24 protein-coding genes and 1 riboswitch are annotated in these 23,488 nt (G+C 57.6%); of the genes, 18 read left to right on the forward strand and 6 right to left on the reverse strand.

The genetic code is table 11. From position 1 onward, the window contains the following. The first annotated feature begins 183 nt into the window (after nt 1-183). The 11 genes from DBR44_RS10570 (at nt 184) to DBR44_RS10620 (ending at nt 11,439) form a co-directional block, all read left to right on the forward strand. Nucleotides 184-702, forward strand: coding sequence for a GspH/FimT family pseudopilin (locus tag DBR44_RS10570; RefSeq protein ID WP_124644144.1), 519 nt, complete (start codon nt 184-186; stop codon nt 700-702). Between the two features lie 4 nt (nt 703-706). Beyond that, nucleotides 707-1,270, forward strand: coding sequence for a type IV pilus modification protein PilV (gene pilV / locus DBR44_RS10575; RefSeq protein WP_124644036.1), 564 nt, complete (start codon nt 707-709; stop codon nt 1,268-1,270). Beyond that, a complete protein-coding gene (locus DBR44_RS10580) occupies nt 1,227-2,036 on the forward strand; it encodes a PilW family protein (RefSeq protein ID WP_233578475.1) in 810 nt (269 codons plus the stop codon). The genes pilV and DBR44_RS10580 overlap by 44 nt, the downstream gene beginning before the upstream one ends. Further along, a complete protein-coding gene (locus DBR44_RS10585; RefSeq protein ID WP_124644037.1) occupies nt 2,033-2,449 on the forward strand; it encodes a PilX N-terminal domain-containing pilus assembly protein in 417 nt (138 codons plus the stop codon). Before DBR44_RS10580 ends, DBR44_RS10585 begins: the two co-directional genes overlap by 4 nt. A gap of 10 nt (nt 2,450-2,459) precedes the next feature. Further along, nucleotides 2,460-6,908 carry a pilus assembly protein gene (locus DBR44_RS10590; protein ID WP_124644038.1) on the forward strand — a complete coding sequence of 1,483 codons (4,449 nt, stop codon included), beginning with the start codon at nt 2,460-2,462 and terminating at the stop codon, nt 6,906-6,908. Between the two features lie 8 nt (nt 6,909-6,916). Then, nucleotides 6,917-7,357 (forward strand): type IV pilin protein, encoded by a 441-nt coding sequence (locus tag DBR44_RS10595; RefSeq protein WP_124644146.1) that lies wholly within the window; start codon nt 6,917-6,919, stop codon nt 7,355-7,357. A gap of 125 nt (nt 7,358-7,482) precedes the next feature. Further along, entirely contained in the window at nt 7,483-7,983 is a 501-nt protein-coding gene (gene rfaE2 / locus DBR44_RS10600) for a D-glycero-beta-D-manno-heptose 1-phosphate adenylyltransferase (RefSeq protein ID WP_124644039.1), read from the forward strand. After that, nucleotides 7,980-8,948, forward strand: a complete 969-nt coding sequence (locus DBR44_RS10605; RefSeq protein ID WP_124644040.1) for a biotin--[acetyl-CoA-carboxylase] ligase — start codon at nt 7,980-7,982, stop codon at nt 8,946-8,948. The genes rfaE2 and DBR44_RS10605 overlap by 4 nt, the downstream gene beginning before the upstream one ends. Further along, on the forward strand, nt 8,945-9,661 hold the full coding sequence (locus DBR44_RS10610; RefSeq protein WP_124644041.1) for a type III pantothenate kinase: 717 nt from the start codon (nt 8,945-8,947) through the stop codon (nt 9,659-9,661). The genes DBR44_RS10605 and DBR44_RS10610 overlap by 4 nt, the downstream gene beginning before the upstream one ends. Then, nucleotides 9,658-10,527 carry an SPOR domain-containing protein gene (locus DBR44_RS10615; RefSeq protein WP_124644042.1) on the forward strand — a complete coding sequence of 290 codons (870 nt, stop codon included), beginning with the start codon at nt 9,658-9,660 and terminating at the stop codon, nt 10,525-10,527. The genes DBR44_RS10610 and DBR44_RS10615 overlap by 4 nt, the downstream gene beginning before the upstream one ends. A 114-nt stretch (nt 10,528-10,641) precedes the next feature. Continuing rightward, nucleotides 10,642-11,439: a YoaK family protein gene (locus tag DBR44_RS10620; protein WP_124644043.1), complete on the forward strand. Its 798-nt coding sequence runs from the start codon at nt 10,642-10,644 to the stop codon at nt 11,437-11,439. Between the two features lie 30 nt (nt 11,440-11,469). Here DBR44_RS10620 and DBR44_RS10625 read toward each other — a convergent pair whose 3' ends face one another. Together DBR44_RS10625 and DBR44_RS10630 are read right to left on the reverse strand one after the other, a co-directional pair. Further along, entirely contained in the window at nt 11,470-12,465 is a 996-nt protein-coding gene (locus DBR44_RS10625) for a M48 family metallopeptidase (protein WP_124644044.1), read from the reverse strand. Beyond that, the gene (locus tag DBR44_RS10630) at nt 12,462-13,589 is read right to left on the reverse strand and encodes a YjgN family protein (RefSeq protein WP_124644045.1); all 1,128 of its coding nucleotides are present in this window, start codon (nt 13,587-13,589) and stop codon (nt 12,462-12,464) included. Before DBR44_RS10630 ends, DBR44_RS10625 begins: the two co-directional genes overlap by 4 nt. 235 nt (nt 13,590-13,824) lie before the next feature. Here DBR44_RS10630 and speB point away from each other — a divergent pair, with 235 nt between their 5' ends. Both speB and DBR44_RS10640 read left to right on the forward strand, forming a co-directional pair. Beyond that, the gene (gene speB / locus DBR44_RS10635; RefSeq protein WP_103524823.1) at nt 13,825-14,790 is read left to right on the forward strand and encodes an agmatinase; all 966 of its coding nucleotides are present in this window, start codon (nt 13,825-13,827) and stop codon (nt 14,788-14,790) included. Nucleotides 14,791-14,868: 78 nt separating this feature from the next. Next, nucleotides 14,869-16,002, forward strand: coding sequence for a hypothetical protein (locus DBR44_RS10640; protein WP_124644046.1), 1,134 nt, complete (start codon nt 14,869-14,871; stop codon nt 16,000-16,002). Here DBR44_RS10640 and DBR44_RS10645 read toward each other — a convergent pair whose 3' ends face one another. The 4 genes from DBR44_RS10645 to cobT form a co-directional block, all read right to left on the reverse strand. Beyond that, the gene (locus DBR44_RS10645) at nt 16,003-16,488 is read right to left on the reverse strand and encodes a GNAT family N-acetyltransferase (RefSeq protein ID WP_124644047.1); all 486 of its coding nucleotides are present in this window, start codon (nt 16,486-16,488) and stop codon (nt 16,003-16,005) included. A gap of 133 nt (nt 16,489-16,621) precedes the next feature. After that, on the reverse strand, nt 16,622-17,401 hold the full coding sequence (gene cobS, locus DBR44_RS10650) for an adenosylcobinamide-GDP ribazoletransferase (RefSeq protein ID WP_124644048.1): 780 nt from the start codon (nt 17,399-17,401) through the stop codon (nt 16,622-16,624). After that, nucleotides 17,398-18,000, reverse strand: a complete 603-nt coding sequence (locus DBR44_RS10655) for a histidine phosphatase family protein (protein WP_124644049.1) — start codon at nt 17,998-18,000, stop codon at nt 17,398-17,400. Before DBR44_RS10655 ends, cobS begins: the two co-directional genes overlap by 4 nt. Next, a complete protein-coding gene (gene cobT / locus DBR44_RS10660; RefSeq protein WP_124644050.1) occupies nt 18,000-19,034 on the reverse strand; it encodes a nicotinate-nucleotide--dimethylbenzimidazole phosphoribosyltransferase in 1,035 nt (344 codons plus the stop codon). The genes DBR44_RS10655 and cobT overlap by 1 nt, the downstream gene beginning before the upstream one ends. Nucleotides 19,035-19,186: 152 nt before the next feature. Further along, nucleotides 19,187-19,387: riboswitch (cobalamin riboswitch) on the forward strand. Between the two features lie 175 nt (nt 19,388-19,562). On the opposite strand from cobT, the gene DBR44_RS10665 reads away from it, so the two are divergent. From DBR44_RS10665 to DBR44_RS10685, 5 genes are all read left to right on the forward strand, one after another. After that, nucleotides 19,563-21,407, forward strand: a complete 1,845-nt coding sequence (locus DBR44_RS10665) for a TonB-dependent receptor domain-containing protein (protein ID WP_124644051.1) — start codon at nt 19,563-19,565, stop codon at nt 21,405-21,407. A 91-nt stretch (nt 21,408-21,498) separates the two neighbouring features. Next, nucleotides 21,499-22,023 (forward strand): bifunctional adenosylcobinamide kinase/adenosylcobinamide-phosphate guanylyltransferase, encoded by a 525-nt coding sequence (cobU, locus tag DBR44_RS10670; RefSeq protein WP_124644052.1) that lies wholly within the window; start codon nt 21,499-21,501, stop codon nt 22,021-22,023. Then, nucleotides 22,023-22,904: a cobalamin-binding protein gene (locus tag DBR44_RS10675; protein ID WP_124644053.1), complete on the forward strand. Its 882-nt coding sequence runs from the start codon at nt 22,023-22,025 to the stop codon at nt 22,902-22,904. The genes cobU and DBR44_RS10675 overlap by 1 nt, the downstream gene beginning before the upstream one ends. Before the next feature lie 21 nt (nt 22,905-22,925). Next, nucleotides 22,926-23,153, forward strand: coding sequence for a hypothetical protein (locus DBR44_RS10680; protein WP_124644054.1), 228 nt, complete (start codon nt 22,926-22,928; stop codon nt 23,151-23,153). After that, the gene (locus tag DBR44_RS10685) at nt 23,150-23,461 is read left to right on the forward strand and encodes a cell division protein ZapA (protein WP_059285823.1); all 312 of its coding nucleotides are present in this window, start codon (nt 23,150-23,152) and stop codon (nt 23,459-23,461) included. The genes DBR44_RS10680 and DBR44_RS10685 overlap by 4 nt, the downstream gene beginning before the upstream one ends. The last annotated feature ends 27 nt before the right edge of the window (nt 23,462-23,488 follow it).

Here is a 23,488-nt window from a genome sequence, read left to right on the forward strand (position 1 = left end):
GGGCCTGGCCTGAGTGCCCCCAAGCCGCCCAAGGGCGGCTTTGTTGCGTCGGGCCTGGCTTGGCAGGGGTGTGTGATATACCGACTATCGGATTATTCATAACGTACATCAGTACATACCAGTCATTTGTTGGGAAAATTCCTAAAATATACCAATGAAAAATGACTGCAGGAACGCTCGGCTATGAAACTGCCTGCGTTAGCACTTGGATTCACATTGGTTGAACTGATGGTGGTAATTGCTGTTGTGGCAATTTCATTGGCTATCGCAGTTCCAAATTTCGCACAGTTCGTCGATACCAACCGCTTCCAGTCCCTTTCCAGTGCATTGATTGCAGATATGGCCAATGCGCGTGCTGAGGCAATCCGGCGCGGTAGTTATATGGGAATCTGTGCATCCACTGATGGATCAAGCTGTTCTGGCTCGGGGGCTGATTGGTCGCGTGGTTGGATCGTGTTTGTCGACATCAATCAAGACGGAACACCAGTTGCCAGCGCGATCTTGCAGGTTCAGAACCTGGGTGGTACGGCTGTTGCCTCAGGTACTTCAGGTTTCCGTTTTGTTCCGAGTGGAGAGGTGCGAGGACTGTCATCAGGTGGTGTTCGCATCGGCAATTCAGTGGCTATTACTCTCACCAATACGACGAGTAATGCCAGCAAGACGATATCCGTTGCTCCATATGGTTTGATCAGGGGTAACTAAATATATGCATAGAAAAACTGAATCCGGCTTTACTATTCTTGAGGCGCTGATTTCATTGCTGGTTGTTGCATTTGGAATGCTTGCGATGGCGGGGATGCAGCTCAAATCAATTCGGGACACACATGATGCCTATGTACGTAGCTTGGCTTCTGAAATTGCAACAGAGGCAGCAGAGAGGATCAGGGCATCAGTTGGTGATCAACTATATACAGTCAATAGTACAACAGGGAAGGTTGACCTCAGTACTACCGTAGCTTGCTACCTTGGGAGCACCGCTAGCTCGACATGTAGTTCGGTTATAAGCAGTGTGCAATCTATTGTCGCTAGTGACATCACATATATGGTGTCGACAGCTTCTCAGTCATTAAGCTCGGGTACGCTGGCAATTAGCTTATTAAAACCAAATGGCACGACTACTACAGCAGTAACCGATTGTAGCTATACCTTGTCTGCTACTGCAGCTTCAGCAGGGACTGCGTGCTCGGTACAAGTACAAGTTGGTTGGATGGAAAAAACAGCCTCAGGTGGGGCAATTACTGCCGCGAGTTTTACCTATGCCTTCCGTTAAAATGAGTAATTTTCGTTCTGAAGAAAATAAACACCATGGCTTTTCACTTGTTGAACTAATGGTCGCCATTACTATCAGTTCATTCATAGTGTTGCTGGTTGGTCAAGTTTTCTTTGCAAACAAAGCTGTATATCGTAGCCAGAATGCACAGGCCGAAATCCAAGAAAAAGGCCGTTTTTTAATGCGTTGGATTGCAGGTCAATTACGGCAGGCTGGCTATGTTGATACTTCACGGCTAAGTAATGGTATGCCAACTAACTTTGCCATTAGTGGAACCACTTTTCCGACTGCGGGTATGATTTTAAATGAAACTGCATCCAATACGATAAGCTACAGATATTATGGCAACAGTGATAATCAAATCATTGACTGTAATGGAAGCCCTAATGCAAGTGCTGTTCTCAATACTTCACAAATTGCACTGACTGCTAGCAATACAATGTCTTGCACTAGTTCCAGTTCCCAAGGTGGAACTGCACAGCAAGTAATGACAAATGTCAGTCAGTTTGTCATGAAGTATGGTGTGGATAATGCAGTAGGAACTGCAGATAGAATACCGGATAGTTATCTTTCAGCTGCCGGGGTGGCCGATTGGACGCGGGTATTTAGTGTGCAGGTGTGTGCATTGGTTGAGTCAGAGACTAGTTATGTTGCACCCAGTAATTACTCGATATCTGATTGTAGCGGTAATGCGTATACACCAGGATCTGGTCGAATAGGTCGCGTATTTAGGACTACGATATATTTGAGAAATAACTTGCCATGAAAATTAATTTGCATGAAAAAAATCAAGCAGGTTTTTCACTGCTTGTGGCATTGATTTTTCTGAGCGTAATGGCGTTATTGGGATTTGGTGCGGTTAGATCTGCGCTCATGGAAGAAAAATTGGGTGGTAATAATCGAGAACGCTCATTATCTTTCATGGCTGCAGAGGTGGCTATGCGGCAGGGCGAGGTGTACATAGAAACATCTGATAGTCTCCCTGCTAGTGGGACTGTTGCGAGCGGGGTTGTCTCGGTGGCCAATACGGCAGCATCTGCAACTTATGCAATTAATTATATCAGTAGCAATGGTGGCAGGGATTATTATCGTATTTTAGCTACTGGTTATGGTGCAAGAAAATTAATTGGCAATGTCACGCAGACAAATCTGGAATCAGTTGTGTGGGTTCAGCAGTAAGGAGCTTTAAATGAAAAGAGTATTCTTGGTAATGATAAGACTGTTCATTGGATTATTAGCCCCCACGTTTGCATTGGCATTGACTATGCCTACAGCGCCACTGTTACAGAATTTGATTCAGGTGAATCCTGTTAATTTGCTGGTTATGGGGAAAAGCCATAATCTTTTCACCGCAGCCTATAACGATTATACGGATTTGACCGGTGATGGGGTACCGGATATTGGATATACGCCGAAGTCAATTGATTATTATGGCTATTTTGATTCATATAAGTGTTATAAATATAGCTCGTCGATGTTTAAACCCAACTCAACTACTGCGAATAAAAAGTGTGATGGTGCGAGTTGGAGTGGTGATTTTTTGAATTATGTCACTATGTCGCGTATCGATGTGCTGCGAAAGTCATTGTATGGAGGTAAAAGAACATCTGGTACCACTGGGGTATTGGTAAGGTCGCAAATTCCTCTTGATTCCCATGTATGGGGGAAATCTTTTACCTCTAGTGTTATTGGAGGGGATAGTCTTTCTTCATACGTCGATACAACTTTTTCAGTATCTGACTATGGCAGTACCTCCGCGACGAGAACCATTGCATCAGCCTTGAGTAGTGGGCGGGCTATTGTCATGGCCAATATGGATGACTCCTTTCCAGGAACACCACTTTTACGTGTGGTGTCAATGAATCCTTCAACAAATACAATGAATGATTGGCTTAGCACAGATGGCAATGCTAATTTATCTACACAATATACTTGGATGGCCGTAAAAATACAGGTCTGTGTTGCAGGTATGCTGGAGTCAAACTGCACGCAATATGGTAGTAACTATCTTCCTACTGGATTGCTCCATAAATATGGGGTGAACGGTAATATGGAATTTGGGCTGATTACCGGTTCATATGATTTTCCTCAGTTGGGTGGCGTCCTGCGTGACTCGATCAGGAAGTTTTCTGCTGAAGTCAATTCAGATGGCTCGTTTATTTCGGGAGGTATTGTTGATACACTTGATCGCTTGCGTATCAATAAGCCAAATTCTAGCTATGATCCAAGTACGTCGGGTAGTGGTAACTGGGGTAATCCAATTTCCACCATGTATTATGAAGCATTGCGCTACCTGGCAGGTAAAAGTGGGCCGACATTTATTACCGGATCGACTGGAATTGATACCTCAACGTTTGGGCTGCCTAAAGTTACTAGCTGGACTAACCCTTATGCTTCTCGTCCATGGTGCTCCAAGCCATTTATCACTGTTATTAGTGAGGCAATATCATCCTATGATAGCCAGGTTCCCGGTTCTCCTTGGGGGTTTAGTTATTCCAAAGATATATCATCGAATTTAAATGTGAGTACCCTGGGTAAGACGCTATGGGGCTATGAGGGTTATGGTTCTCAGAATGTACTGATCGGTGAGGTAAGTGGTGGTACTGCGGATGGTTTGCCTACCAGCAAGTCTGCCAGTAATTTTGATATCAGAGGCTTGTCACCAGATGAACCGGCGCGCCAAGGTAGTTATTACTCTGCAATGGAAGCATATTTTGCTCGTACAACCCCCATCATCAGCCCAGCAGCAGTTCCTACCGGGGCGACACTAGCCCCGATACGCACTTATGCGATAGGTCTGTCATCTCCGCTGCCCAAGGTTAGTATTCCACTGACCGGAGGCACAATTACCGTTGCTCCTTATGGTCGAGTGGTCTATGCCATCCCCGGGTTTTCATTAACTACCCTGACAATTTCTAATTTTTACCTGTTAAGTGCAGCGTCGGATGGTAGCTATTATAAGTTTCAGGTCAATTATGATGACTCTGAATTTGGTAACGACTACGATCTGGATGCAATTGCAGTGTATGAGGTGACAAAGATCAATAACACTCAGGTACAGGTCAAGGTTACATCGACTTATGCTGCTAGTGGAAATTCAAACCATATGGGTTTCATTATTTCTGGTGCGAAATCATTGCCAGGTGCATCATCTGCTAATCAGGCAGGAGCATACCTTGTTGTTCGTGAAAATGAATCGGCATCGCAGTCAGAATGTGTTGGTACAACAGTGGGTTCTACACGTTACAGCCCACTGAATTATGGATTGATCAATAATGGCTATTGTAGCAATGTATTACCATTAAATTTTACTGGAACCTTTACGGTAGATACTTCGCAGGGTACCACCACCACGCTACAAAGCCCTTTGTGGTATATGGCAAAGTATGGTGGTTTTGCTGACAATAAGACGACGCCATCTACTCCGAATACCTTTGATCCGACACAAACATGGCAATGGGATGCTGATGGTAATGGCTCACCAGATGCGTACTCGCTGGTGAGTAATCCCGCTCAGCTGAATTCGCAGCTTGATAAGGCTTTTCAGAATATCAGTAATCAGAATGGTTCGGCCACTGGCGGCACTGGTAGCCAATCCTCGATTAGCAGTACGAGTAATACTTATTATTATGAGGCTGGTTTGAATACCAGTGACTGGTCTGGCTCGTTGATTCAACGATTGATTTCTGTCTCAGGTTCGTCGGTCTCTCTGGGTACGGCGCAATGGAATGCGCAGACCAAGCTGACAAGTGATAGTGGTCGTCAGATTATTACCAGTAGTGATGGTATCGGTATGGGAGCCGCGTTCCTTTGGTCTGGTTTGACCGGGACGCAGCAGTCGGCATTGAAGAGCAGTAGTGGTGAGAGTACTGCTACCACGCAGCTCAAGCTTAGCTATCTCCGTGGTAATGCCGGAAATGAAGGGACTGGAAGCTCACAGTTTCGCCCACGGACGACCACCAAGTTGGGTGATATTGTCAATTCTTCACCTCAATATGTAGGTGCTCCATCGACAGCATCCAGTAATATAAATTATCAGGAGAGTAGCTATAAAACATTTGCAACAAACTATGCCAGTCGTACCCCTATAGTCTATGTTGGTGCTAATGATGGAATGTTGCATGCTTTTGATGCAACAAATTCGGGTGGTACTGAAAAGCTTGCGTTCCTTCCTAATGCCGCTATTTCTAATTTGAATCAATTGCCAAGTAATGCTTATGCGCATGCATTCTACGTGGATGCGCCCCCTGTGATTGCAGATGTGAAGAATTCTAGTGGAAGCTGGATGACGTTGCTGGCTGGTGGCATGGGGGCAGGTGGTCAGGCACTTTATGCCTTGGATGTGACAAATCCAGCGAATTTTTTAGAGTCACAAGCCAGTAATTTGGTGAAGTGGGAGTTCTCCTCTGCAGCTGATTCTGATCTAGGTTATACATTTGGCCAGCCTGCTATTGCTAAACTAAATGATGGAAACTGGTATGTGGTAGCCAATAATGGCTATAACAGCAGTAATGGAGATGCCGTACTCTTTATTATTCCAGTTACTCCTGCAAAGTTGACTACCACGACGACTGGATGGGTGCTGGGTTCTAATTATTATAAAATTAACACTAGTTCTGGAACCACTGCTTCTATCAATGGTTTGTCTGCGGTAACGCCTGTTGATTTGGATGGGGATGGCAAGGTCGATGTGATTTATGCAGGTGATTTGAAAGGTAATGTCTGGAAGTTTGATATGAGTGGTACAACTCCAGCAACGTGGAAAGTCGCCTTGGGTGGAAAAGCATTGTTTACTGCAAAGTCATCATCTGGCAATTTGCAGCCAGTGGTATTGCCACCTGCTGTTGGAGCTTTCCCTGCAGCAGCGGGTGTCGCTTCTGTCAGTAAAACCAATTTGATGGTTTATGTCGGTACTGGTAAGTATATTGAAAGTTGTGACAAGAGTAGCAGCTGTACCCCAGAGTCGAATAATCATACTGTTTATGGAATTTGGGATTGGGGTGTGCCGGTGTGTGCTAGAAGTTTGATGCTTCCGCAGACACTTGATAGCATCGATCTCAATGCTTCGGGGGCAATTGTCGCTGCTGGTAGTGGTGGTAGTAAAACGTACCGAACTGTAAGCAAGAACGCTATCACTTGGAAAGATGCTAGTTTGGCTACTAGTGCTAATGCGGATTGTACAGTTAATGGTACTACTACCAAGCAAGAGCAGAATATTTCTTCTCAGCCAGGTTATCTTGGATGGTATGAAGATCTCAACTTAAGTGGAGAGCGGGCTGTTGGTGCGATTCGCTTTCAATCAAAGACTGTCGAATACCAGACTTATATCCCAGCAACCAGTACCAGTGATGTATGTACACCTACTGATCAATCATTCGTCATTCGTGTCAGTGCCGATAATGGGGGTGCATTTTCAGTGCCTAAACTGAGTGATTCCGCTGCACAGGCTTTGGTAAATGGCCAATACCGTAATATTGTCGGGGTCTCGGTGGGTGGCTCTCTGGGAAGTACTGACTATAGTTATAATGGCAAGGTTATTACCGTGACGTCTGGGACTTCTGGTGTCAACTCTATGCTGACTTGGAATCTCAGCCGTACTTGGCAGCGCCTTACATGGCGTGAATTGATCAATAACTAGGGGTTGAAATGCAGAGAGTTCGCCCATCAGGTTTCACTTTGATTGAGATGATGATTGTTTTGGCGATTGTCGGAATACTGACCGCGATTGCCTATCCATCCTATAGCCGCTATGTATTACGCTCATATCGGGCGGATGCAGAGGCTACGCTGGTAGCAGTAGCACAGTCTCAAGAGAAGTATTACACCCTGAACAACATGTATGCTTCGAGTTTGGTCAGTCTTGGCTATTCGACTCCGCTTTATAGTCAGAATAATCGCTATACCATTGAGATGAATGATCTGAATGCATCAGCCACTTTGAATAGCGGGCTTGGTTACTCCTTGAAGGCGACGGCTAATCTTACTGGAGGCCAGAATACAGAAACCTGCGGGGATCTGACGCTGGATAGCCTCGGTACCAAAAATATGTCCGCGTCTGGGGTGTCCGTGTCGGATTGCTGGAGATAAGTACTTTTTGAGTTGACCACGGGCTGGAGATTTTCAGCCCGTTTTCATTGGCCCGATGCATCGCGCCCGCGTCCATGGTGCATCCATAATTTGTTCCAACAGCTCATGCCGGAGATAATGGCGGAATGACTTATCCCACTCCCGCATTTGAAGACAAGATCTGCGCGCCAGAGGCTCTGGCGGCGCGGCTGGCCGCCTTGCCGCGGCCCATCGTGTTCACCAATGGCTGTTTCGACATCCTGCACCGTGGTCATGTCACCTACCTGGCGCAGGCTCGCGCATTGGGTGCCAGCCTGGTGCTGGGGCTGAATACCGATGCCTCGGTCAAGCGCCAGGGCAAGGGCGAGGATCGCCCGATCAATAATGAGCTGAACCGCGCCGCCGTGCTGGCCGCGCTGGAAAGCGTCAGCCTGGTCACCTGGTTTGACAGCGACACCCCGGCCGATTTGATTGAACTGGTGCAGCCGGATGTACTGGTCAAGGGCGGTGACTGGACGGTGGACAAGATAGTCGGCAGCACCGAAACCCTGGCCCGTGGCGGCCAGGTGCATTCCATCCCCTTCCTGTTTGCCACCTCCACCACGCAAACCATCAACAAGATCCGCGCGGCCGAGGATCAGCAGTGAGCGAACATGCTTTTGCCGTACTGCGCCAGTTGAGTGATGGCCGCTTTCATTCCGGTGCCGATATCGCGCGCGAGCTGGGTTGTTCTCGTACTTTGATCTGGCAGGCGGTGCATGCCATCGAAGAGGAGTTCGGCCTCACCGTGTTCAGCGTGCGCGGTCAGGGCTACAAGCTGGCCGAGGCTTTCGAGTGGCTGGATGTGGCCCGTGTGCGCGAGGCGTTGACCACCCCGGCGGCGGAAACATTCACCCTGGCCGTGGCCGAACGTACCGACTCCACCAATAGCCAGCTGATGGCACGCGCCGCCAGCGGTGGCCTGCATGGCCTGGTGCTGGCTGCAGAAATGCAGACGGCCGGGCGTGGCCGCCTGGGCCGCCGTTGGCAAACCCGACTGGGTGCTGGCCTGACTTTTTCCCTGCTGTGGCGCTTTGATCGCGGCCTGGCCGAACTGGCCGGCCTGTCGCTGGCTGTCGGCCTGGCATTGGCGCGCGCCCTGCATCAGCTGGCGGTGCCGGTACAGCTCAAGTGGCCCAATGATGTCCTGCTCAATGGCCGCAAGCTGGCCGGCATCCTGATTGAGTTATCCGGCGATGCACTGGGGCCGGCGGCGGTGGTGATTGGCATTGGTCTGAATCTGGATAGCCCCGGCGAGGTTGACCAGCCGGTGGCTTCGCTGGCCGAGGCCGGCATCCGGCTGGGGCGCAACCAGTTGCTGGCCGCGCTGCTCAGCGAGCTGGCCACGGTGCTGGAGACTTTCAATCGCGAAGGTTTTGCCGCATTCCGCGATGACTGGATGCGCTGTTCCAGCCACGAAAACGCCCCGGTGCGGCTGAGCTTTTCCCACGGTGAGCCGGTGGATGGCATTGCCCGTGGCGTGGCTGAAAATGGTGCCTTGCAAGTGGAAACTGCAGATGGCAGCTTGCGCATTTTCCATGCCGGAGAAGTCAGCCTGCGGAGCCGCACATGAAGCTGTTGCTGGATGCCGGCAATAGCAGGCTGAAATGGGGCGTGCATGATGGCAGCCGCTGGCTGGCGCAAGGTGCCGTCGCGCATGACGCCATTGCTGCGCTGGCACCGCAATGGGCCGCCTGGCCAATTAGCACCGTCCATGCCGCCAGCGTGGCGCGCCCCGAGGTAGCTCAAGCCATCGGGCAGGCTGCGCCCTGTCCGGTGCAGTGGGTGCGTTCAGCTGCCAGTTTTGCTGATGTGCGCAATCACTACCGCAATCCGGCCGAGCAGGGGGCCGACCGCTGGCTGGCGGTACTGGCGGCTCGCAGTCTGTGCCCTGACGATGTGGTGGTGGCCTGTGCCGGTACGGCGCTGACCGTGGAAGCGCTGACGGCTGAGGGCGATTATCTGGGGGGCATGATCCTGCCCGGACAACAACTGATGCTGCGCAGCCTGGCGCAGGGCACGGCGCAGCTGGATCGCATGGCTGGGCAGGTGCAAATCTTCCCGCAAGGTACCGCCGATGCGCTGGCCAGTGGTGTGCTGGCGGCGCAGTGCGGGGCCATCGAGCGCATGGGCCGGCAGTTGGCGGCACATACCGGTCGTGGCCTGCCGCAAGTCTTGCTGACCGGCGGTGATGCCACAGTCATTGCGGCGCAACTCGCCGTGCCGCCGCGTATCGTGGATAATCTGGTGCTGATGGGACTCTTGAGAGTGGCGTGCGAATCATGAAGTGGTTTCTGGTACTGATTATGGTGCTCAATCTGGCGGTAGCCGGCTATGGCTCGTTCAAGCAACGGCCACCGGCAGACGTGCACGCCCAGGAAATCAGCCCCGAGCAGGTCAAGCTGCTGCCGCCGGACTGGCAGCCGGCTTCGGCTCCGGCCGCCGATGCTAGCGCGCCGCTCAAGCTGGTGGCCTCCATGCCGCAAACCGAGACCCTGAAACCGGGCGATCTGGGCAAGGCTGCTTCGCAGCCGGCCAGCAGCAAACCGGAAGCCGCCAAGGCGAAAGCCGAGGCCTCCAAGCCGGAAGCCAAGGCCGAGGTGAAAAAGGTAGTGGACACCAAGCCAGCTGACAAACCAGCGGACAAACCGAAAGTGGAAGCCACCAAGCCGGAGCCGGCCAAGGCGCTGGCCTGTTACGACTGGGGCACGCTGGACGCCAAGTTGCTGGCGCGGGTCAAGGGCGGTCTGCCCAGCCTCAAGCTGAAGGCCGAGCAAATGGCGGAAACCGCCAAGGGCGAAGTCAAGGGCAATGGCAAATTCTGGGTCTATCACCCGCCGCTGGCCACCCAGGCTGAAACCCAGACCCTGTCTGCCGAGCTGAAGGACAAGGGCTTCGACAACTACATCGTGCATAACGACCCGTTTAAGGGCAGTGTGTCGCTCGGCCTGTTCGGGCAGGAGGGCGCGGCCAAGGCCATGCTGGCCAAGCTCAAGGCCGCCGGCTTCGATAAGGCCATGAGCGAGCAGAAGGGGCAGAAGGGCGCTGCCACCGTGCTCAGCTTCAAGGCGCTGGAGCCGGCACAGGCCGAACGTCTGCAGGCGCTGCAAAAGCGGCTGACGCCGGGGATTCCGCTGCAAAGCTGCCGCTGATTATTGCGTTGCAGCAAATGAAGCCGGCCCTGCGCTTGTCAGCAGGCCGCTCGAAGATGGATGATGAACGGCAATGGCGGGATGTCCCGCCTTGCCGTTTTTTCATGGTCTGCTATGTCCCGACGTTCAAGCAATATCACCCGCCTGCTGGATCGCGGCACGTTCAATGACCGCGTGCTGCGCCAGCTGGGCGGCTCCATGGCCTTTATCGCCGGTGCGCTCAATGCCGGCGGTTTTCTGGCGGTGCATCGCTACACCTCGCATGTTTCCGGCATTGTCTCCGGCATGGCCGATGACCTGGCGCTGGGGGAAATCCGCCTGTCGCTCTCCATGCTGATCATGCTGCTGTGCTTCATCGGCGGGGCCATGCACTCCACCTGGCTGATCTTGTGGGCCAGGCGGCAGCGGCTGCGTGGTGGCTACGGGGTGTCGATGATGGAAGAGGCTGGCCTGCTATTGCTGTTTGGCTTGCTGGGAGCGGGGTTGGCCAGTCACAAGGGTTTGTTTACCCCGCCTACCGTGATGTTGCTGTGCTTCATCATGGGCATGCACAACACCATCGTTACCAAGCTGTCCGGCGGCCTGCTGCGCTCCACCCACATGACCGGCATTGCCACCGATATCGGCATCGAGCTGACCAAGATGAGTTATTACAATCACCTGCACAGTTCCAAGATCAAGGACATCAAATCCAATCGCAGCCGCTTGTGGGTATACAGCATGATTCTGTCGGCCTTTTTCCTGGGCGGGGTGGTGGGGGCGCTGGGCTTCAAGCACCTGGGTTACGCCTTTACCCTGCCACTGGCGCTGCTGCTGTTCGGGCTGGGCCTGCGGCCAGTGTGGTACGACATGCGCCTGCGCTGGCGCTGGTGGTTGCAGCATCAGGAGCAGGGGGCCGGGCCACGGGACTGAGCCGGTCCTGCACCTGCCATCGCTGGTGTTTCAGGCCGGGCATTGCTGGCCATCGGGGTGGCTGCGTTCCTCGCTGCCGGGATGGCTGGCCAGCAAGGAGGTGCTTGCGCCATCCGCCCCGCTTAGCCGGGTGAGGAACTGGCCGAGCACGCAGGGCGAACTGCCACGGGCCGCCAGCGCGCGGAAGGCGTAACGGTCGGCATCGCGCTCGAAATCGCGCGAGTATTTCATGTCGGCCAGCATGATGGGTGCCACCGCCAGCATGGGGGTGGTGTCGCCGCTGAACAGTGTCACTGCAAGTGACAGGCCGCCATACTGGATCAGGCCGCGCAGCCCATGCCGCCCCTCCACATGGCCCACTTCATGCGCCAATACGGCAAACACCTCTTCATCGTTTTTGGCCACCTTGACCAGTTGGTCGGTCAGAATGACCTGGCCGGCGGGCAGGGCAAAGGCATTGGCACCGATATCGCGCGAATCCACCACCCGCAATTGATAGTGATAGCGGCTGCCCTTGGGCACGGCCTGCATCAGCAGCGCCTGCAAGGCATTTTGCCGAGCCTGTGACAGCTGGGATGGGCGGATGCTGTTGGTTCTTTCCAGCAAGCTGATGGTGGGGGCGGCCATTTGTTCTTCGATGGCGATGGGCGTGCGCCGCGCCGCTTCATCGGCCAGCCAGGGCAGGCCATAGCGATAGCCGCACCAGACGGCGACTACGGTGAGTAGCGCCAGCACGGCCAGTACCTGCCAGCCGCTGTGCAGCCACTCCAGCAGGCGTACCCCCAGCGGCAGGCCGCCGCTCAGGTGGCGGCAGCGGTATTCGCTGGCCACTTCGATCACGCCGCCATCGGGCAGTTGCAGTTTGTCGGGCAGGCCGGGCAGGCCGGCTTCGAACTCCACCTCGCGTGCCAGATAGCGGTGGGTATGCACACCATCGGTAAACACCAGGTGGTGAGCATCGCGCTGCAGCATTACCGCCCGGCTGACGGGGCTGCGGCCATCCATATAACTGCCCGGCAGACTCATAGGCCCAGATCCAGTTCAAAGCCATCGGCGGCGGCATCGCCCAGCGCGCTACGCGAGGACTGTGGCCGGGCACGGATGGCGGCAAGGTCTTCATCGGGAAACATCTTCAGATGTTCTAATCTGTAGCGCAGTGCGCGCAATTTGGCAAAGGGGTAATACAGGCCCAGTGTCAGCAGGGTGAGCAGGGCGTTGCTGGCATGCAGGTTCATCAGGCCACGCAGCGTCATGCTGCTTTCAAAGCGGTGCAGACGGCCATTGCTCTCCAGCAGGATATGGTTCCACATCACGTTGGCCAGCCCGTCGCGCACCACCTGGCCGATGGACATCCACAACAGCAGCACCCCCAGATAGACCGTCGCGCCCAGCAGCAGCAGGCTGATACCGCTTAAGTGGCCACTGAACAGGTGGCTGATGATGGAGGAATACAGGCCGCCGATAAAGCCGAATAACAGCAGCATCAGCAAACCCAGCGCGCTGGCGCGGAAATAGACCCGGTAATAGTCGCTGGCACAGTTGAGCATTTCAAAGCGGGCATTGCCAAACCAGGCATTGTTGACCAGAAAGCGTTGCTGCATGTGGCGGGCGTAGGGGAAGCCAATACCCAGCGTCAGTACGGTAATGATCAGGCCCATGATGAAGGGGCCAACCGCATCCATGGTACTGGCGCGGAAGTTGAAACGCATCTGGCGCCAGCTGGTGTTGCGCAGGCGAAAGCGCATGGCCATCACTACCACCCAGGGCAGGGCCGGTAGTAGCAGCAGATAGAGCAGGGCATGCAGGCCCGGTGAGGATTTCTGCGTCACGCCCAGGAGCAGCAGCACCAGGAAAACCAGTGCCCGCCCCTTGAGAATGGCCAGTGGCTTGCCGTGGTAGCCGAAACCAGCACCGGCAAAGCGGGTGTGGCCGTACAGGTATTGGTGGCTGCGCACCTTGCCCCAGGCCGAATAGATGCCCAGGGTGAGGATGGACAGCAGCAGGTTGACGATCCAGATGCGGAAGTAAGCCGCACCATTGCCACTGAAGCTGAAGCCCAGGCCATCACCCTGCGGCGTGGGCGGTGAGGCCGGCTGGCCGATGCGCACCGGCTCCATGGCCAGCGTGTAGTCTTGCGACGAGGAAGTCATGATGGCCCCTTTGTGGCATCTGTGGATGTTTTGCCGCGTCAGCGCGGTGGCGCACTTGAACTGCAGCACGGCTCGCGGCACACTGCCGGTTCCGCGCCAAGGGGCGCGGCAGCCTTAACCCGTCGGCTGTGCAAGATGGACGGCAATCGTCAGTCTCCCACTTATTCTAAGCCTCAGTCCATTGTCATGGAATGGGGCGTGGCAGCGTTGGCGTACTCTCTCTTGGAGAGTGTCTGTGACCGATATCATCAAGGGCGATGGCGCAGTGCGCCGTCAGGGCCTGTATGGCTCTTCCATCGAAAATACCTATGCTGGCGTGCTGTCTTTCATGCGCCGCAACTATAGCCGCGACCTGAGTGGCGCTGATGTGGTGGTGTCCGGCATCCCGCTGGACCTGTCCACCACCTTCCGCTCCGGCGCACGCATGGGGCCGCAGGCCATCCGTGCCGCCAGCGTGCAGCTGGCCGAGCTGAAGCCCTTCCCCTGGGGCTTTGATCCCTTCGACGACCTGGCCGTCATCGACTACGGCGATTGCTGGTTCGATGCGCACAACCCGCTGACCATCAAGCCGGCCATCATCGAGCATGCTCGCCATATCCTGGCCTCCGGTGCCAAGATGCTCACCTTCGGCGGCGACCACTTCGTTACCTACCCGCTGCTGATCGCACACGCAGAAAAATACGGCAAGCCGCTGGCCCTGCTGCATTTCGATGCCCACTGTGATACCTGGCAGGACGACGAGCCGGACAGCCTGAATCACGGCACCATGTTCTACAAGGCCGTGAAAGAAGGCCTGATCGATCCGGCCAAGTCGGTACAAGTGGGTATCCGCACCTGGAACGACGACTTCATGGGCATGAACGTGTTGGATGCGCCGTGGGTACACGACAATGGCGTGGATGCCACCATCGCCCGCATCAAGGAAGTGATCGGCGATCATCCGGTCTACCTCACCTTCGATATCGACTGTCTGGACCCGTCCGCTGCACCGGGCACCGGCACGCCGGTACCGGGTGGCCTGACCAGTGCCCAGGCATTGAAGATCGTACGCAATCTGGGCGATCTGAACATTGTCGGCATGGACGTGGTCGAAGTGGCTCCGGCTTACGACCAGAGCGAAGTGACCGCCATTGCGGCCGCTCATCTGGCCTGTGACATGCTGTGCCTGATGCGTAACAAGAAGGTGGCTGGCACGCTGTAAGAACCAGGCAGCTTCACCGGCCTTGATAACAGCGTCGCGCCATGGTGGCCCGGCGCTGTTTTGCTGAAAGGGAATGAAATGTTGCCAAAACTGGCGGGACTATTGTTGTGGGGGCTGAGCCTGGCGGCGCAAGCGGCTCCGCTGCTGTTGCAGGGGCAAATCGGCAATGCCGCAGTCGTGATGGAGTTGAATGTCGGCCAGGATGGCGAGGTTGATGGCCGCTATTTCTACCGCAAATATCATCAGGACCTGGCCTTGTCCGGCAAGCGCATGGCCGACGGCAGCCTGCAGTTGGGCGAGAACCTCAAGTACGACGAGCAGCGCAATGATCTCACCCTGCAGCCGCAAAATGGCGGCTGGCGTGGTGAATGGCATGGCCCCAAGGCGAGCAAGAGCCTGCCGGTGATGCTGACTCCCTATGAGCCGGGACAATGGCCGGCCAGCGCGGATGCGGCACTCAACTCCATGCGCCAGCGTTCCGGTTACGACTACACCCGTCTGGCCGGGCTGTCGCTCAAGCCGGGCAAGCGCGAGCGCGTCCAGGGCCATACCCTGCAATGGTGGGATGAACCGCTGAGCAAGATCCGTCTGTTCCGGATACTGGATGGCTATCCCGATGCCAGCCTGCAGCGGTTGAACCAGTTGCTGGCCGAGCGCCAGTGGCAGGAAGTCGCCAGCTATTTCGATTGCCAGCTGGGTGGCACGCATAGTGCCGGAGCTGATTTCGAACAGACTGTCACACCACACCTGCTGAGCAGCAAGTTGTTCAGCATCAGTATCTTTACCAGTTACTACTGCGGCGGCGCACACCCTGACTTTGCGGATAATCCGCTAACCGTCGATGTCGCCAGCGGCCGGACGCTGCAGCTGGAAGACCTGTTGTGGCTGGGCAAGGGCAAGCCGCAGCTGCTGCGCAGCGCCAGTGGTGAGCGCAAGGACTATCAGTATGAAGAAAAGGTGCTGGCACCATGGCTGGCCAGCACCATGGCGCGTTTGCACTCGGCCGAAACCCAGCCGGGCAATGAAGATGACTGCGCCTACCGCGATCCGCAGGTGTGGCAGTTTGTCAGCTGGTATGCCACGCCGCAGGGTCTGTATCTGGGGCCATCCTTTGCCCGGGTGGCCCGTGCTTGTGAATACCCGGAATGGAGTGTGCTGCCGTGGTCGCTGGTCAAGCAGCACCCTGGTGCACGGCCGGAGCTGTTGCCCTGATCAGGCGCTGGCGCGCGGGCGCTCCGCTTGCGGCCGGCGCAAAGTGAAAGGCCAGCGCAGCAAGGCCGGTTGTGGCGCCTGCTGGCGCAGCTCCATATAGCGCTCGCCCTGCTGCAGAGGGCCAAAGCCGAGCTGGCGGTAAAAACCGCGCGCATCGCGCGATACCAGCAGAAAGCGGCGCAGTTGTTGCAGATCGGGGTGGGCGATGGCGGCCTTGATCATGGCCTGGCCCACCTGCTGGCCACGGTGCGCGGGCAGCACGAACACATCAGACAGATAGGCAAAGCTGGTGTAGTCGGTAATCACCCGGGCAAAGCCGATTTGCCGGTCGTGGTGATACGCGCCGATCACCAGCGAATGGCGAATGGCCCGTTGCAGCCGTGCGCCATCCATATTGGCTGCCCAGTGCGCCTGCTCCCGCAGAAACTGCAGAATCATGGCGTGGTCGAGGCGGTTGGGGTCGAACGAGATGTCCAGATCGGTCATGCGCCAGCTCCACGAAGTGTCCGGGGGAGGCGTACCCCCGGCCTGTCGCCGGCTTGGGCCGCTGGCCGCAGTATGCTGAGCCAAGGTCACCGTCTTGTGACAGGACGATGGCAGGTCTTTGACAGCCAGGCCGTCACAGCCCGTGCATGCCGTGCAGTGGGATCAGCAACAGGCCCAGCAGCAGGATTTCACACACTTCGATGCCGGCACCCAGGCAGTCGCCGGTCATGCCGCCCAGCTTGCGCTTGAGCCAGCTGCGCCATAGCAGGCCGGCCAGCGGTGCCAATAGCAGCGCGGGAGCCAGCCAGGCAGACAGGCCGAGCAAGGCCAGCAGGCTGATGGCCTGTACCCGCCATTGCGGCTGCCAGGCAAAGCGCTCGCCACTGCCGGGGGCCAGGGCTGGCAGGGTGGCCGACCAGAACAGGGCGAACAGCCGCGCCCAGGCCGGCAGCAACAGCAGCCCGGCCAGCTGGGCGGGCTGTCTGGCCAGCAGCATCAGCAACACCAGTTTGCCGACGATGGCGCTGATCAGGGCAATCACGCCAAAGCTGCCGACATGCGGGTCTTTCAATACCTCGAAAAATCGTTTGCGCGAGCGGTGTGCCGCCCCCATGGCATCGGTCAGGTCGGCCAGCCCGTCCAGATGCAGGCCGCCGGTGACACCTATCCAGCACAGCAGGCCCAGCAGCGCGCCCAGCCAGGGGTCGTACTGCCCCCCCAGCCACACGGCCAGCCACAGCAGGCTGCCCAGCAACAGGCCGACCGGAGCAAACCAGCGCGCACTGGCGGCCAGCCATTCCGGGTGGAAGGTGCGCAACTGCGGTGTGGGCAGACGGGTAAGAAACTGGATGGCCAGAATCAGCGATTGCCACCAGCGGGCTGGCGGCACCGGGGACGAGGGGGGCAGGCTCATGCTTCGCCGGGGCTTTCCAGATGCATCAGATAGGCCGGATGGCCTTCCAGAATCGACAGCTGGGCAAAGCCGCCACGCTGTACCGTCATCAGCTTGGCCACGGCGAATTCGGTGCCCAGCAGCTCGGCCAGCAGCGCGGTAATCACCCCGCCGTGGCAGACCAGCACGCGATGGCTGCCGCGCGCGGTTTGAATCCACTCGCTGAAGCCACACAGCACCCGGGTGCGGAATAGGGCATAGCTCTCGCCGCCCGGCGGGGTCAGTTCTCCGCTGGCCACCCGGCTGCCCCAGTCCGGTTGCTGGCCGGACAGGATGTCGCGCGACATGCCGTCCCAGTCGCCAAAGTCGAATTCGGCAAAGCGCTCGTCCACCTTCAATGGCAGCGAACCATGCAGGGCCTGGTGTACGGCAAATTCGCGGCAGCGCTGCAGGGGGGAGGTGGCCATGCTGGTCACTGGTGCCAGCTGGTTCAGCCGCTGCCAGCTGCGGGCCATCTGTTCACAGCCCAGATCATTCAGCGGCAGATCGGTACGGCCGATCAGCCGGCCGTCGTGGTCGATCTCGCCGTGGCGCAGCAGGGTCAGCGTGTAGGGGTTCATCAATCCTTCTCCGTCACTCCGGCCTGGGCAAAAGTGGCCATCTCGGCATGCAGCTTGATGGCCAGTTGCAACAGCGGTACGCAGGTCGCCGCGCCGGAGCCTTCACCCAGCCGCATGCCCAGTTCCACCAGCGGCTCCAGCCCCAGCGCCTCCAGTGCCAGGCGGTGGCCGGTTTCTTCCGAGCGATGGCTGGCCAGCAGCCAGGCGGCCACGGCAGGGTTGATGGCGCGGGCAGCCAGTGCGGCTGCGCTGGCGATGAAGCCATCCACCAGAGACGGCACGCCCTGTAGGGCACCTTCCAGATAGAAGCCGGCCATGGCGGCGATTTCCAGCCCGCCCAGTTCGGCCAGCACTTGCGTGCCGCTCAACGGCTGCCCTTGCAGGCGCTGCAGTGCCTGTGCCACCACGCGGCGCTTGTTGGCGAGGCCGGCGTCGTCGATGCCGGTGCCGCGGCCGACGATGAGATCGACCTCAAGATTGGCCAGGCGGCAGATCAGCGCCGCCGACGGCGTGGTATTGCCAATGCCCATATCGCCGGCGATCAGCAGATTGGCTCCTTGTTCGATGGCACGGCGGGCGGCGGCGCGGCCCACTTCCAGCGCGGTCTCCACCTCGGTCGTGCTCATGGCAGCCTCAAGCGCCAGATTGGCCGTACCGGCAGCGACCTTGGCGTAGACAATGGGCAATTCCGGCAGCTGACCCAGTACACCCACATCCACCACTTCCAGCCGGGCGGAGATGGCGCGGGCCAGCACGCAGATGGCCGCGCCGCCGGCGGCAAAGTTTTTCACCATTTCGCCGGTCACGATGGACGGGTAGGCCGATACGCCTTCGGCAGTCACGCCGTGGTCACCAGCAAAAACGGTAATGGCCGGCGTCAGCGCGGCCGGAATGGTCTGGCCTTGCCAGGCGGCAAAGCGGCAGGCCACCGTTTCCAGTACACCCAGGCTGCCGGCCGGCTTGGTCAGCGAGTTCTGGCGCTGCAGGGCAGCCTGATAAGAAGCGTGGGCGGGCAGGGCGATGGACTGGGTCATGATGCGGTGTTCTCTGGTTGGCATGGGCTAGAGCGGGACTCTAAGTCATGGGGGGCGGCGCGGCAAGCGGCATGCCGGTATGGCGTGGGCATTGCCATTTGCATATGGCAACAAATCGCTGATGATCGCTCTATTTTCGCGACAATTCGCTTTATAATTCCCGCCAGACAGGTGTCCGGGCTTTGCCGCCCGGATGAAACGGGAAGCCGGTGCAAGACCGGCGCTGCCCCCGCAACGGTAAGGTCTGGCCTTTTGCTGGCCAAGGTTGTGCCATCGCCACTGTTCACATCGAACGGGAAGGCGCACGACTGCAAGACCAAGCCCGGAGACCGGGCTGTCGCCGGCGGCTGCCTGTGCGGCTGCCGGTGCTGGAGTATCGCGGGGAGGCGATCTTGCAGACAGCGGAGCGCGCCAGCTGCGCCGCTCCGCATGCCATGATGTTCAAGCGGCGAAAGCCGTCCTCTTCGCACTCCTCGCGGCAGCAGCCTGTCAGCGCTGCCGGTTTTTCATTTCAGGAGTGTGTGTTTCATGTTCAAGCCGCAACAAATCGGGCTGCTGGTGTCGCTGATCGGCACCGGCATGGCCCATGCCGACAATCTGCCGCAATTCCAGGGCGAGGAAGTGGTGGTAACGGCCAGCCGCCAGCCGCAATCCATCACCAAGACCCTGTCTGACATCAGTGTGATTACCCGCGACGACATCGAGCAATCTGCCGTCACCAGCCTGCCGCAGCTGCTGGCGCGCCAGCCCGGGGTTGAAGTGGTCAGTTCCGGTGGCGCCGGCAGCCAGGCCAGCATCTACCTGCGAGGCAGCAATGCCAACCAGACCGTGGTGTTGCTGGATGGTGTGCGTATCGTCTCGGCCACCACCGGTACCACGGCGCTGGAAAACATTCCGCTGGATAATATCGAGCGCATCGAAATCCTGCGTGGCAGCAGCTCCAGCCTGTATGGTGCCGATGCCATCGGCGGCGTGATCCAGATTTTCACTCGCCAGGGCAGCGGTGCCCCGCGTTTCAATGCTGCGCTGGGCGTGGGCGACCATGGTCTGTTCCAGTCAGCCGCTGGGGTGGCTGGCAAGCTGGACAATACCGCCTTCAGCCTGCAGTTCAGCCAGCAGCAAACCAATGGCATCTCCGCCACCAATGCGCAGAGCAGCAGCTATAACCCCGACCGTGATCCCTACCGCAACCTGTCCTACTCGGCGAACCTGACCCAGACGCTGGCTGCCGGCCAGGAGCTGTCGCTGCGCCTGTTCCAGACCAACGGCAAAATGGATTACGACGGCTACAACAGCCACGGTGAAGATCTGCAACGCAGTCGCCAGAGCGGTGCCAGCCTGGAATCCAAAAACAGCCTCACCGACAACTGGACCTCCACCCTGCGTTTCAGCCACAGCGTTGACAGACAGGAGCACTGGACCAATGGCGACATGGCCCAGCATGCCGACCTGTATCAGACCGCCCAGAACGAATGGCTGTGGCAGAACGATATCCACACCGGGCTGGGAAATTGGCTCGCTGGTTTCGACTATACCCAGCAGCATGTGGACAGCAGCACGGCTTTTGATGTCAGCGAACGCAGCAACAAGGCGGTGTTCATCGGCTACAGCGGCGAATTCGGCAAGCATTTGCTGCAAGCCAGTGCCCGTCATGATCAGGATGAGCAGTTTGGCGGCAAAACCACCGGCCAGCTGGGTTACGGTTATCGCCTGAACGAGGCGCTGACTGCACGCGCCAGCTATGGCACCGCCTTCAAGGCCCCTACCTTCAATGACCTGTACTACCCGCTGGATAGCTATGGCTACGCCGGCAACCCCCACCTGCAGCCAGAGACATCGCGCAATGCCGAGCTGGCCTTGCAATACAAGGCTAATGGCAGTTCGGCCTCGCTGACGCTGTTTCACAACAGCATCGACAACATGATTGCCATTACCTCCGACTACAGCACCATGACCAATATCAGCCATGCCACCATCCGTGGTGCCACGTTGGCGGCGGCCAAGGCTGTCGGCAACTGGGACTGGTCTGGCTCTGCCACCTATCAGGACCCGCTGGACCATTCCGGCCACCAGCAATTGCAGCGACGTGCCCGCGCCTACGGGCAGCTGGCGGCCGCCTACGACTGGGGGCGGGTGACTACCGGGCTGGAGTGGCAGGTCAGTGCCAAGCGGCGTGACACGACCGATAGCGGCAGCAATGTCTGGCTGGGCGGCTATACGCTGACCAATCTCTATGCCAATTACCGCTTTGCCCGCGAGTGGACTGCCAATCTCAAGCTCAGCAATGTGTTCGACCGTCATTACACCACGCTCTATGGCTACAACACGGCGGGCCTTGGCGGGTATATCGGCGTAAGCTACCAGCAGAAATAGACCTTGCTTGCTACCTTATTGGTGGCAGCTCCTTCTTGGTTTGTAGCCGGGCCTCCTTGCTGGAGGCCCGGTTTTTCGGGATATCAAGTTCATGACCCACCTGATCAGCGGCGGCTCCCGCTCCGGTAAAAGCCGCTACGCCGAACAACTGGCCGTGCAGCATGGCGGCCCGGTGACTTACATCGCCACTGCCGAAGTGCGCGATGATGAGTTTGCCGAACGGGTGCGCCAGCACCGTTTGCAGCGGCCGCAGCACTGGCACGTGCTGGAAGCCGAGCGTGGTCTGGCCGAACTGCTGCTGGGACATGATCAGGAAGACGGCCTGTTGCTGGTGGACTGTTTGGGCATGTGGCTGATGCGCTTTTTCCGCAGCGATGACCAGTTTGACGAAATGGACTTCGTGCAGGAAAGGCAATGGCTGCTGGAAGCCATTGCTGCCGTGCAAGGCCAGCTGTTGCTGGTCAGCAATGAAATCGGCTGGGGCGTGATGCCGATGAGCAGCGTGGCACGGCGCTATGGCGATCTGCTTGGCCGGCTCAATCAGGACATCGCCGCCCGTTGCCAGCGCGTGACCCTGGTGGCCTGCGGCCTGCCGCTGGCGCTCAAGGGCGGCTGATGGCCCGGTTTGGACGCGCCGGCTGGTTGTTGCTGGCACTGCTGCTGGCCCCGGCCCAGGCGGCCATAGTCGTGCGCGACGGTGCCGGCCAAGGACTGACCCTGCCTGCCAGCGCCCGGCGCATTGTCTCGCTCTCCCCCCATACGACCGAAATGCTGTACGCCATCGGTGCTGGCTCACGGCTGGTGGCGACGGTGGATTACAGCAACTATCCGCCAGCGGCACGCCAGCTACCGCGGGTGGGCGGCTATAGCGGGGTCAGCCTGGAAGCGGTCATGCGCCAGCAGCCCGATCTGGTGGTGGCCTGGCAGGATGGCGGCAATCCACGCGAACTGGAGCGCTTGCGCCAGCTTGGCGTGCCGGTGTTCATCAGCCATCCCTTGCAGCTGGAAGACATCGCCAGCGAGATGCACCGCCTGGGCCAGTTGACTGCCACGCAGCCGCAAGCCGATGCGGCGGCCAGCCGCTATCGCCAGCGTCTGCTGCAACTGCGCCAGCGCTATGCCCGCCGTCCGCCGCTGACCGTGTTTTACCAGATCAGCAGTGCCCCCATCTTTACCGTCAGCCAGCGCAGCTTCATGGGTTCGGTCATGCAGCTGTGCGGTGGGCGCAATGTGTTTGGTGGCCTTGCCCAGGCTGCGCCGCAGGTCAGCATGGAAGCGGTTGTCGCGGCTCAGCCACAAGTCATGCTGGCTGGCCGCGCCGATATCCTGCGCATGTGGGACCGCTGGCCGGCCTTGCCGGCAGTGGCCAAAGCGACGCGCTATGTGGTGGATGAGGATTTGCTGACCATTCCCGGCCCACGGCTGCTGGACGGGGCTGTGGCCATGTGTGCCACGCTGGACACAGCACGGCGTAGTCTGGGTTTGACGCTGGACTAGCCGACCGTTATCCTCGCCGCCATGGACAAGGAACTGGAATATCTCGAATCCCGCGTGCAGGCATTGATTGGCCGCATCAAGGAACTGGAAACCCAGAACGGCCGTTTTGCCCAGGCGCTGGCTGAAGCGCTGAAGGAAAACGCCGAGCTGAATTTCCGCGTGAACGAAACCCGCAGTCGCGTGGCCGCGCTGGTGGAGCGCCTGCCGAAGGCGGATGAACCGGAGCAGGGCGCAGGAGAGGCAGAATGAGCGATATCGTGCAGGTGGACATCGAATTGCTGGGTCGTCACTTCACCATAGGCTCACCCGCCGACGAGCGCGAAACCCTGCTGGAAGCGGTCAGACTGCTGGAAGGCAAGATCGACATGATCCAGCAGCATGGCAAGGTGATGGATGCGGACAAGATCGCCATCATGGCCGCGCTGAACATTGCCCACGATTTGTTACGCACCAAAGTGGGAGAGGGCTTGGAAATGGCCTCATTCCAGCGTAAAATACGCAATATGAGCGAGGCAGCCGACACGGCGCTTCGCGAAAGCCAGCAAGCCCTGTTCTGAACAGGCAGGCTGGCGGACACTACAGAT

The sequence above is a fragment of the Aquitalea sp. FJL05 genome (assembly GCF_003852595.1).
Classification (GTDB): Bacteria; Pseudomonadota; Gammaproteobacteria; order Burkholderiales; family Chromobacteriaceae; genus Aquitalea; species Aquitalea aquatilis.

Excerpts from the sequence above, each read along its gene's own strand:
- DBR44_RS10570 (WP_124644144.1), top strand. The coding sequence starts at position 184 with ATGAAACTGCCTGCGTTAGCACTTGGATTCACATTGGTTGAACTGATG.
- pilV (WP_124644036.1), top strand. The coding sequence starts at position 707 with ATGCATAGAAAAACTGAATCCGGCTTTACTATTCTTGAGGCGCTGATT.
- DBR44_RS10585 (WP_124644037.1), top strand. The coding sequence starts at position 2,033 with ATGAAAATTAATTTGCATGAAAAAAATCAAGCAGGTTTTTCACTGCTT.
- DBR44_RS10590 (WP_124644038.1), top strand. The coding sequence starts at position 2,460 with ATGAAAAGAGTATTCTTGGTAATGATAAGACTGTTCATTGGATTATTA.
- DBR44_RS10595 (WP_124644146.1), top strand. The coding sequence starts at position 6,917 with ATGCAGAGAGTTCGCCCATCAGGTTTCACTTTGATTGAGATGATGATT.
- rfaE2 (WP_124644039.1), top strand. The coding sequence starts at position 7,483 with ATGACTTATCCCACTCCCGCATTTGAAGACAAGATCTGCGCGCCAGAG.
- DBR44_RS10610 (WP_124644041.1), top strand. The coding sequence starts at position 8,945 with ATGAAGCTGTTGCTGGATGCCGGCAATAGCAGGCTGAAATGGGGCGTG.
- DBR44_RS10615 (WP_124644042.1), top strand. The coding sequence starts at position 9,658 with ATGAAGTGGTTTCTGGTACTGATTATGGTGCTCAATCTGGCGGTAGCC.
- DBR44_RS10620 (WP_124644043.1), top strand. The coding sequence starts at position 10,642 with ATGTCCCGACGTTCAAGCAATATCACCCGCCTGCTGGATCGCGGCACG.
- DBR44_RS10625 (WP_124644044.1), bottom strand. The coding sequence starts at position 12,465 with ATGAGTCTGCCGGGCAGTTATATGGATGGCCGCAGCCCCGTCAGCCGG.
- DBR44_RS10630 (WP_124644045.1), bottom strand. The coding sequence starts at position 13,589 with ATGACTTCCTCGTCGCAAGACTACACGCTGGCCATGGAGCCGGTGCGC.
- DBR44_RS10640 (WP_124644046.1), top strand. The coding sequence starts at position 14,869 with ATGTTGCCAAAACTGGCGGGACTATTGTTGTGGGGGCTGAGCCTGGCG.
- DBR44_RS10645 (WP_124644047.1), bottom strand. The coding sequence starts at position 16,488 with ATGACCGATCTGGACATCTCGTTCGACCCCAACCGCCTCGACCACGCC.
- cobS (WP_124644048.1), bottom strand. The coding sequence starts at position 17,401 with ATGAGCCTGCCCCCCTCGTCCCCGGTGCCGCCAGCCCGCTGGTGGCAA.
- DBR44_RS10655 (WP_124644049.1), bottom strand. The coding sequence starts at position 18,000 with ATGAACCCCTACACGCTGACCCTGCTGCGCCACGGCGAGATCGACCAC.
- cobT (WP_124644050.1), bottom strand. The coding sequence starts at position 19,034 with ATGACCCAGTCCATCGCCCTGCCCGCCCACGCTTCTTATCAGGCTGCC.
- DBR44_RS10665 (WP_124644051.1), top strand. The coding sequence starts at position 19,563 with ATGTTCAAGCCGCAACAAATCGGGCTGCTGGTGTCGCTGATCGGCACC.
- cobU (WP_124644052.1), top strand. The coding sequence starts at position 21,499 with ATGACCCACCTGATCAGCGGCGGCTCCCGCTCCGGTAAAAGCCGCTAC.
- DBR44_RS10675 (WP_124644053.1), top strand. The coding sequence starts at position 22,023 with ATGGCCCGGTTTGGACGCGCCGGCTGGTTGTTGCTGGCACTGCTGCTG.
- DBR44_RS10680 (WP_124644054.1), top strand. The coding sequence starts at position 22,926 with ATGGACAAGGAACTGGAATATCTCGAATCCCGCGTGCAGGCATTGATT.
- DBR44_RS10685 (WP_059285823.1), top strand. The coding sequence starts at position 23,150 with ATGAGCGATATCGTGCAGGTGGACATCGAATTGCTGGGTCGTCACTTC.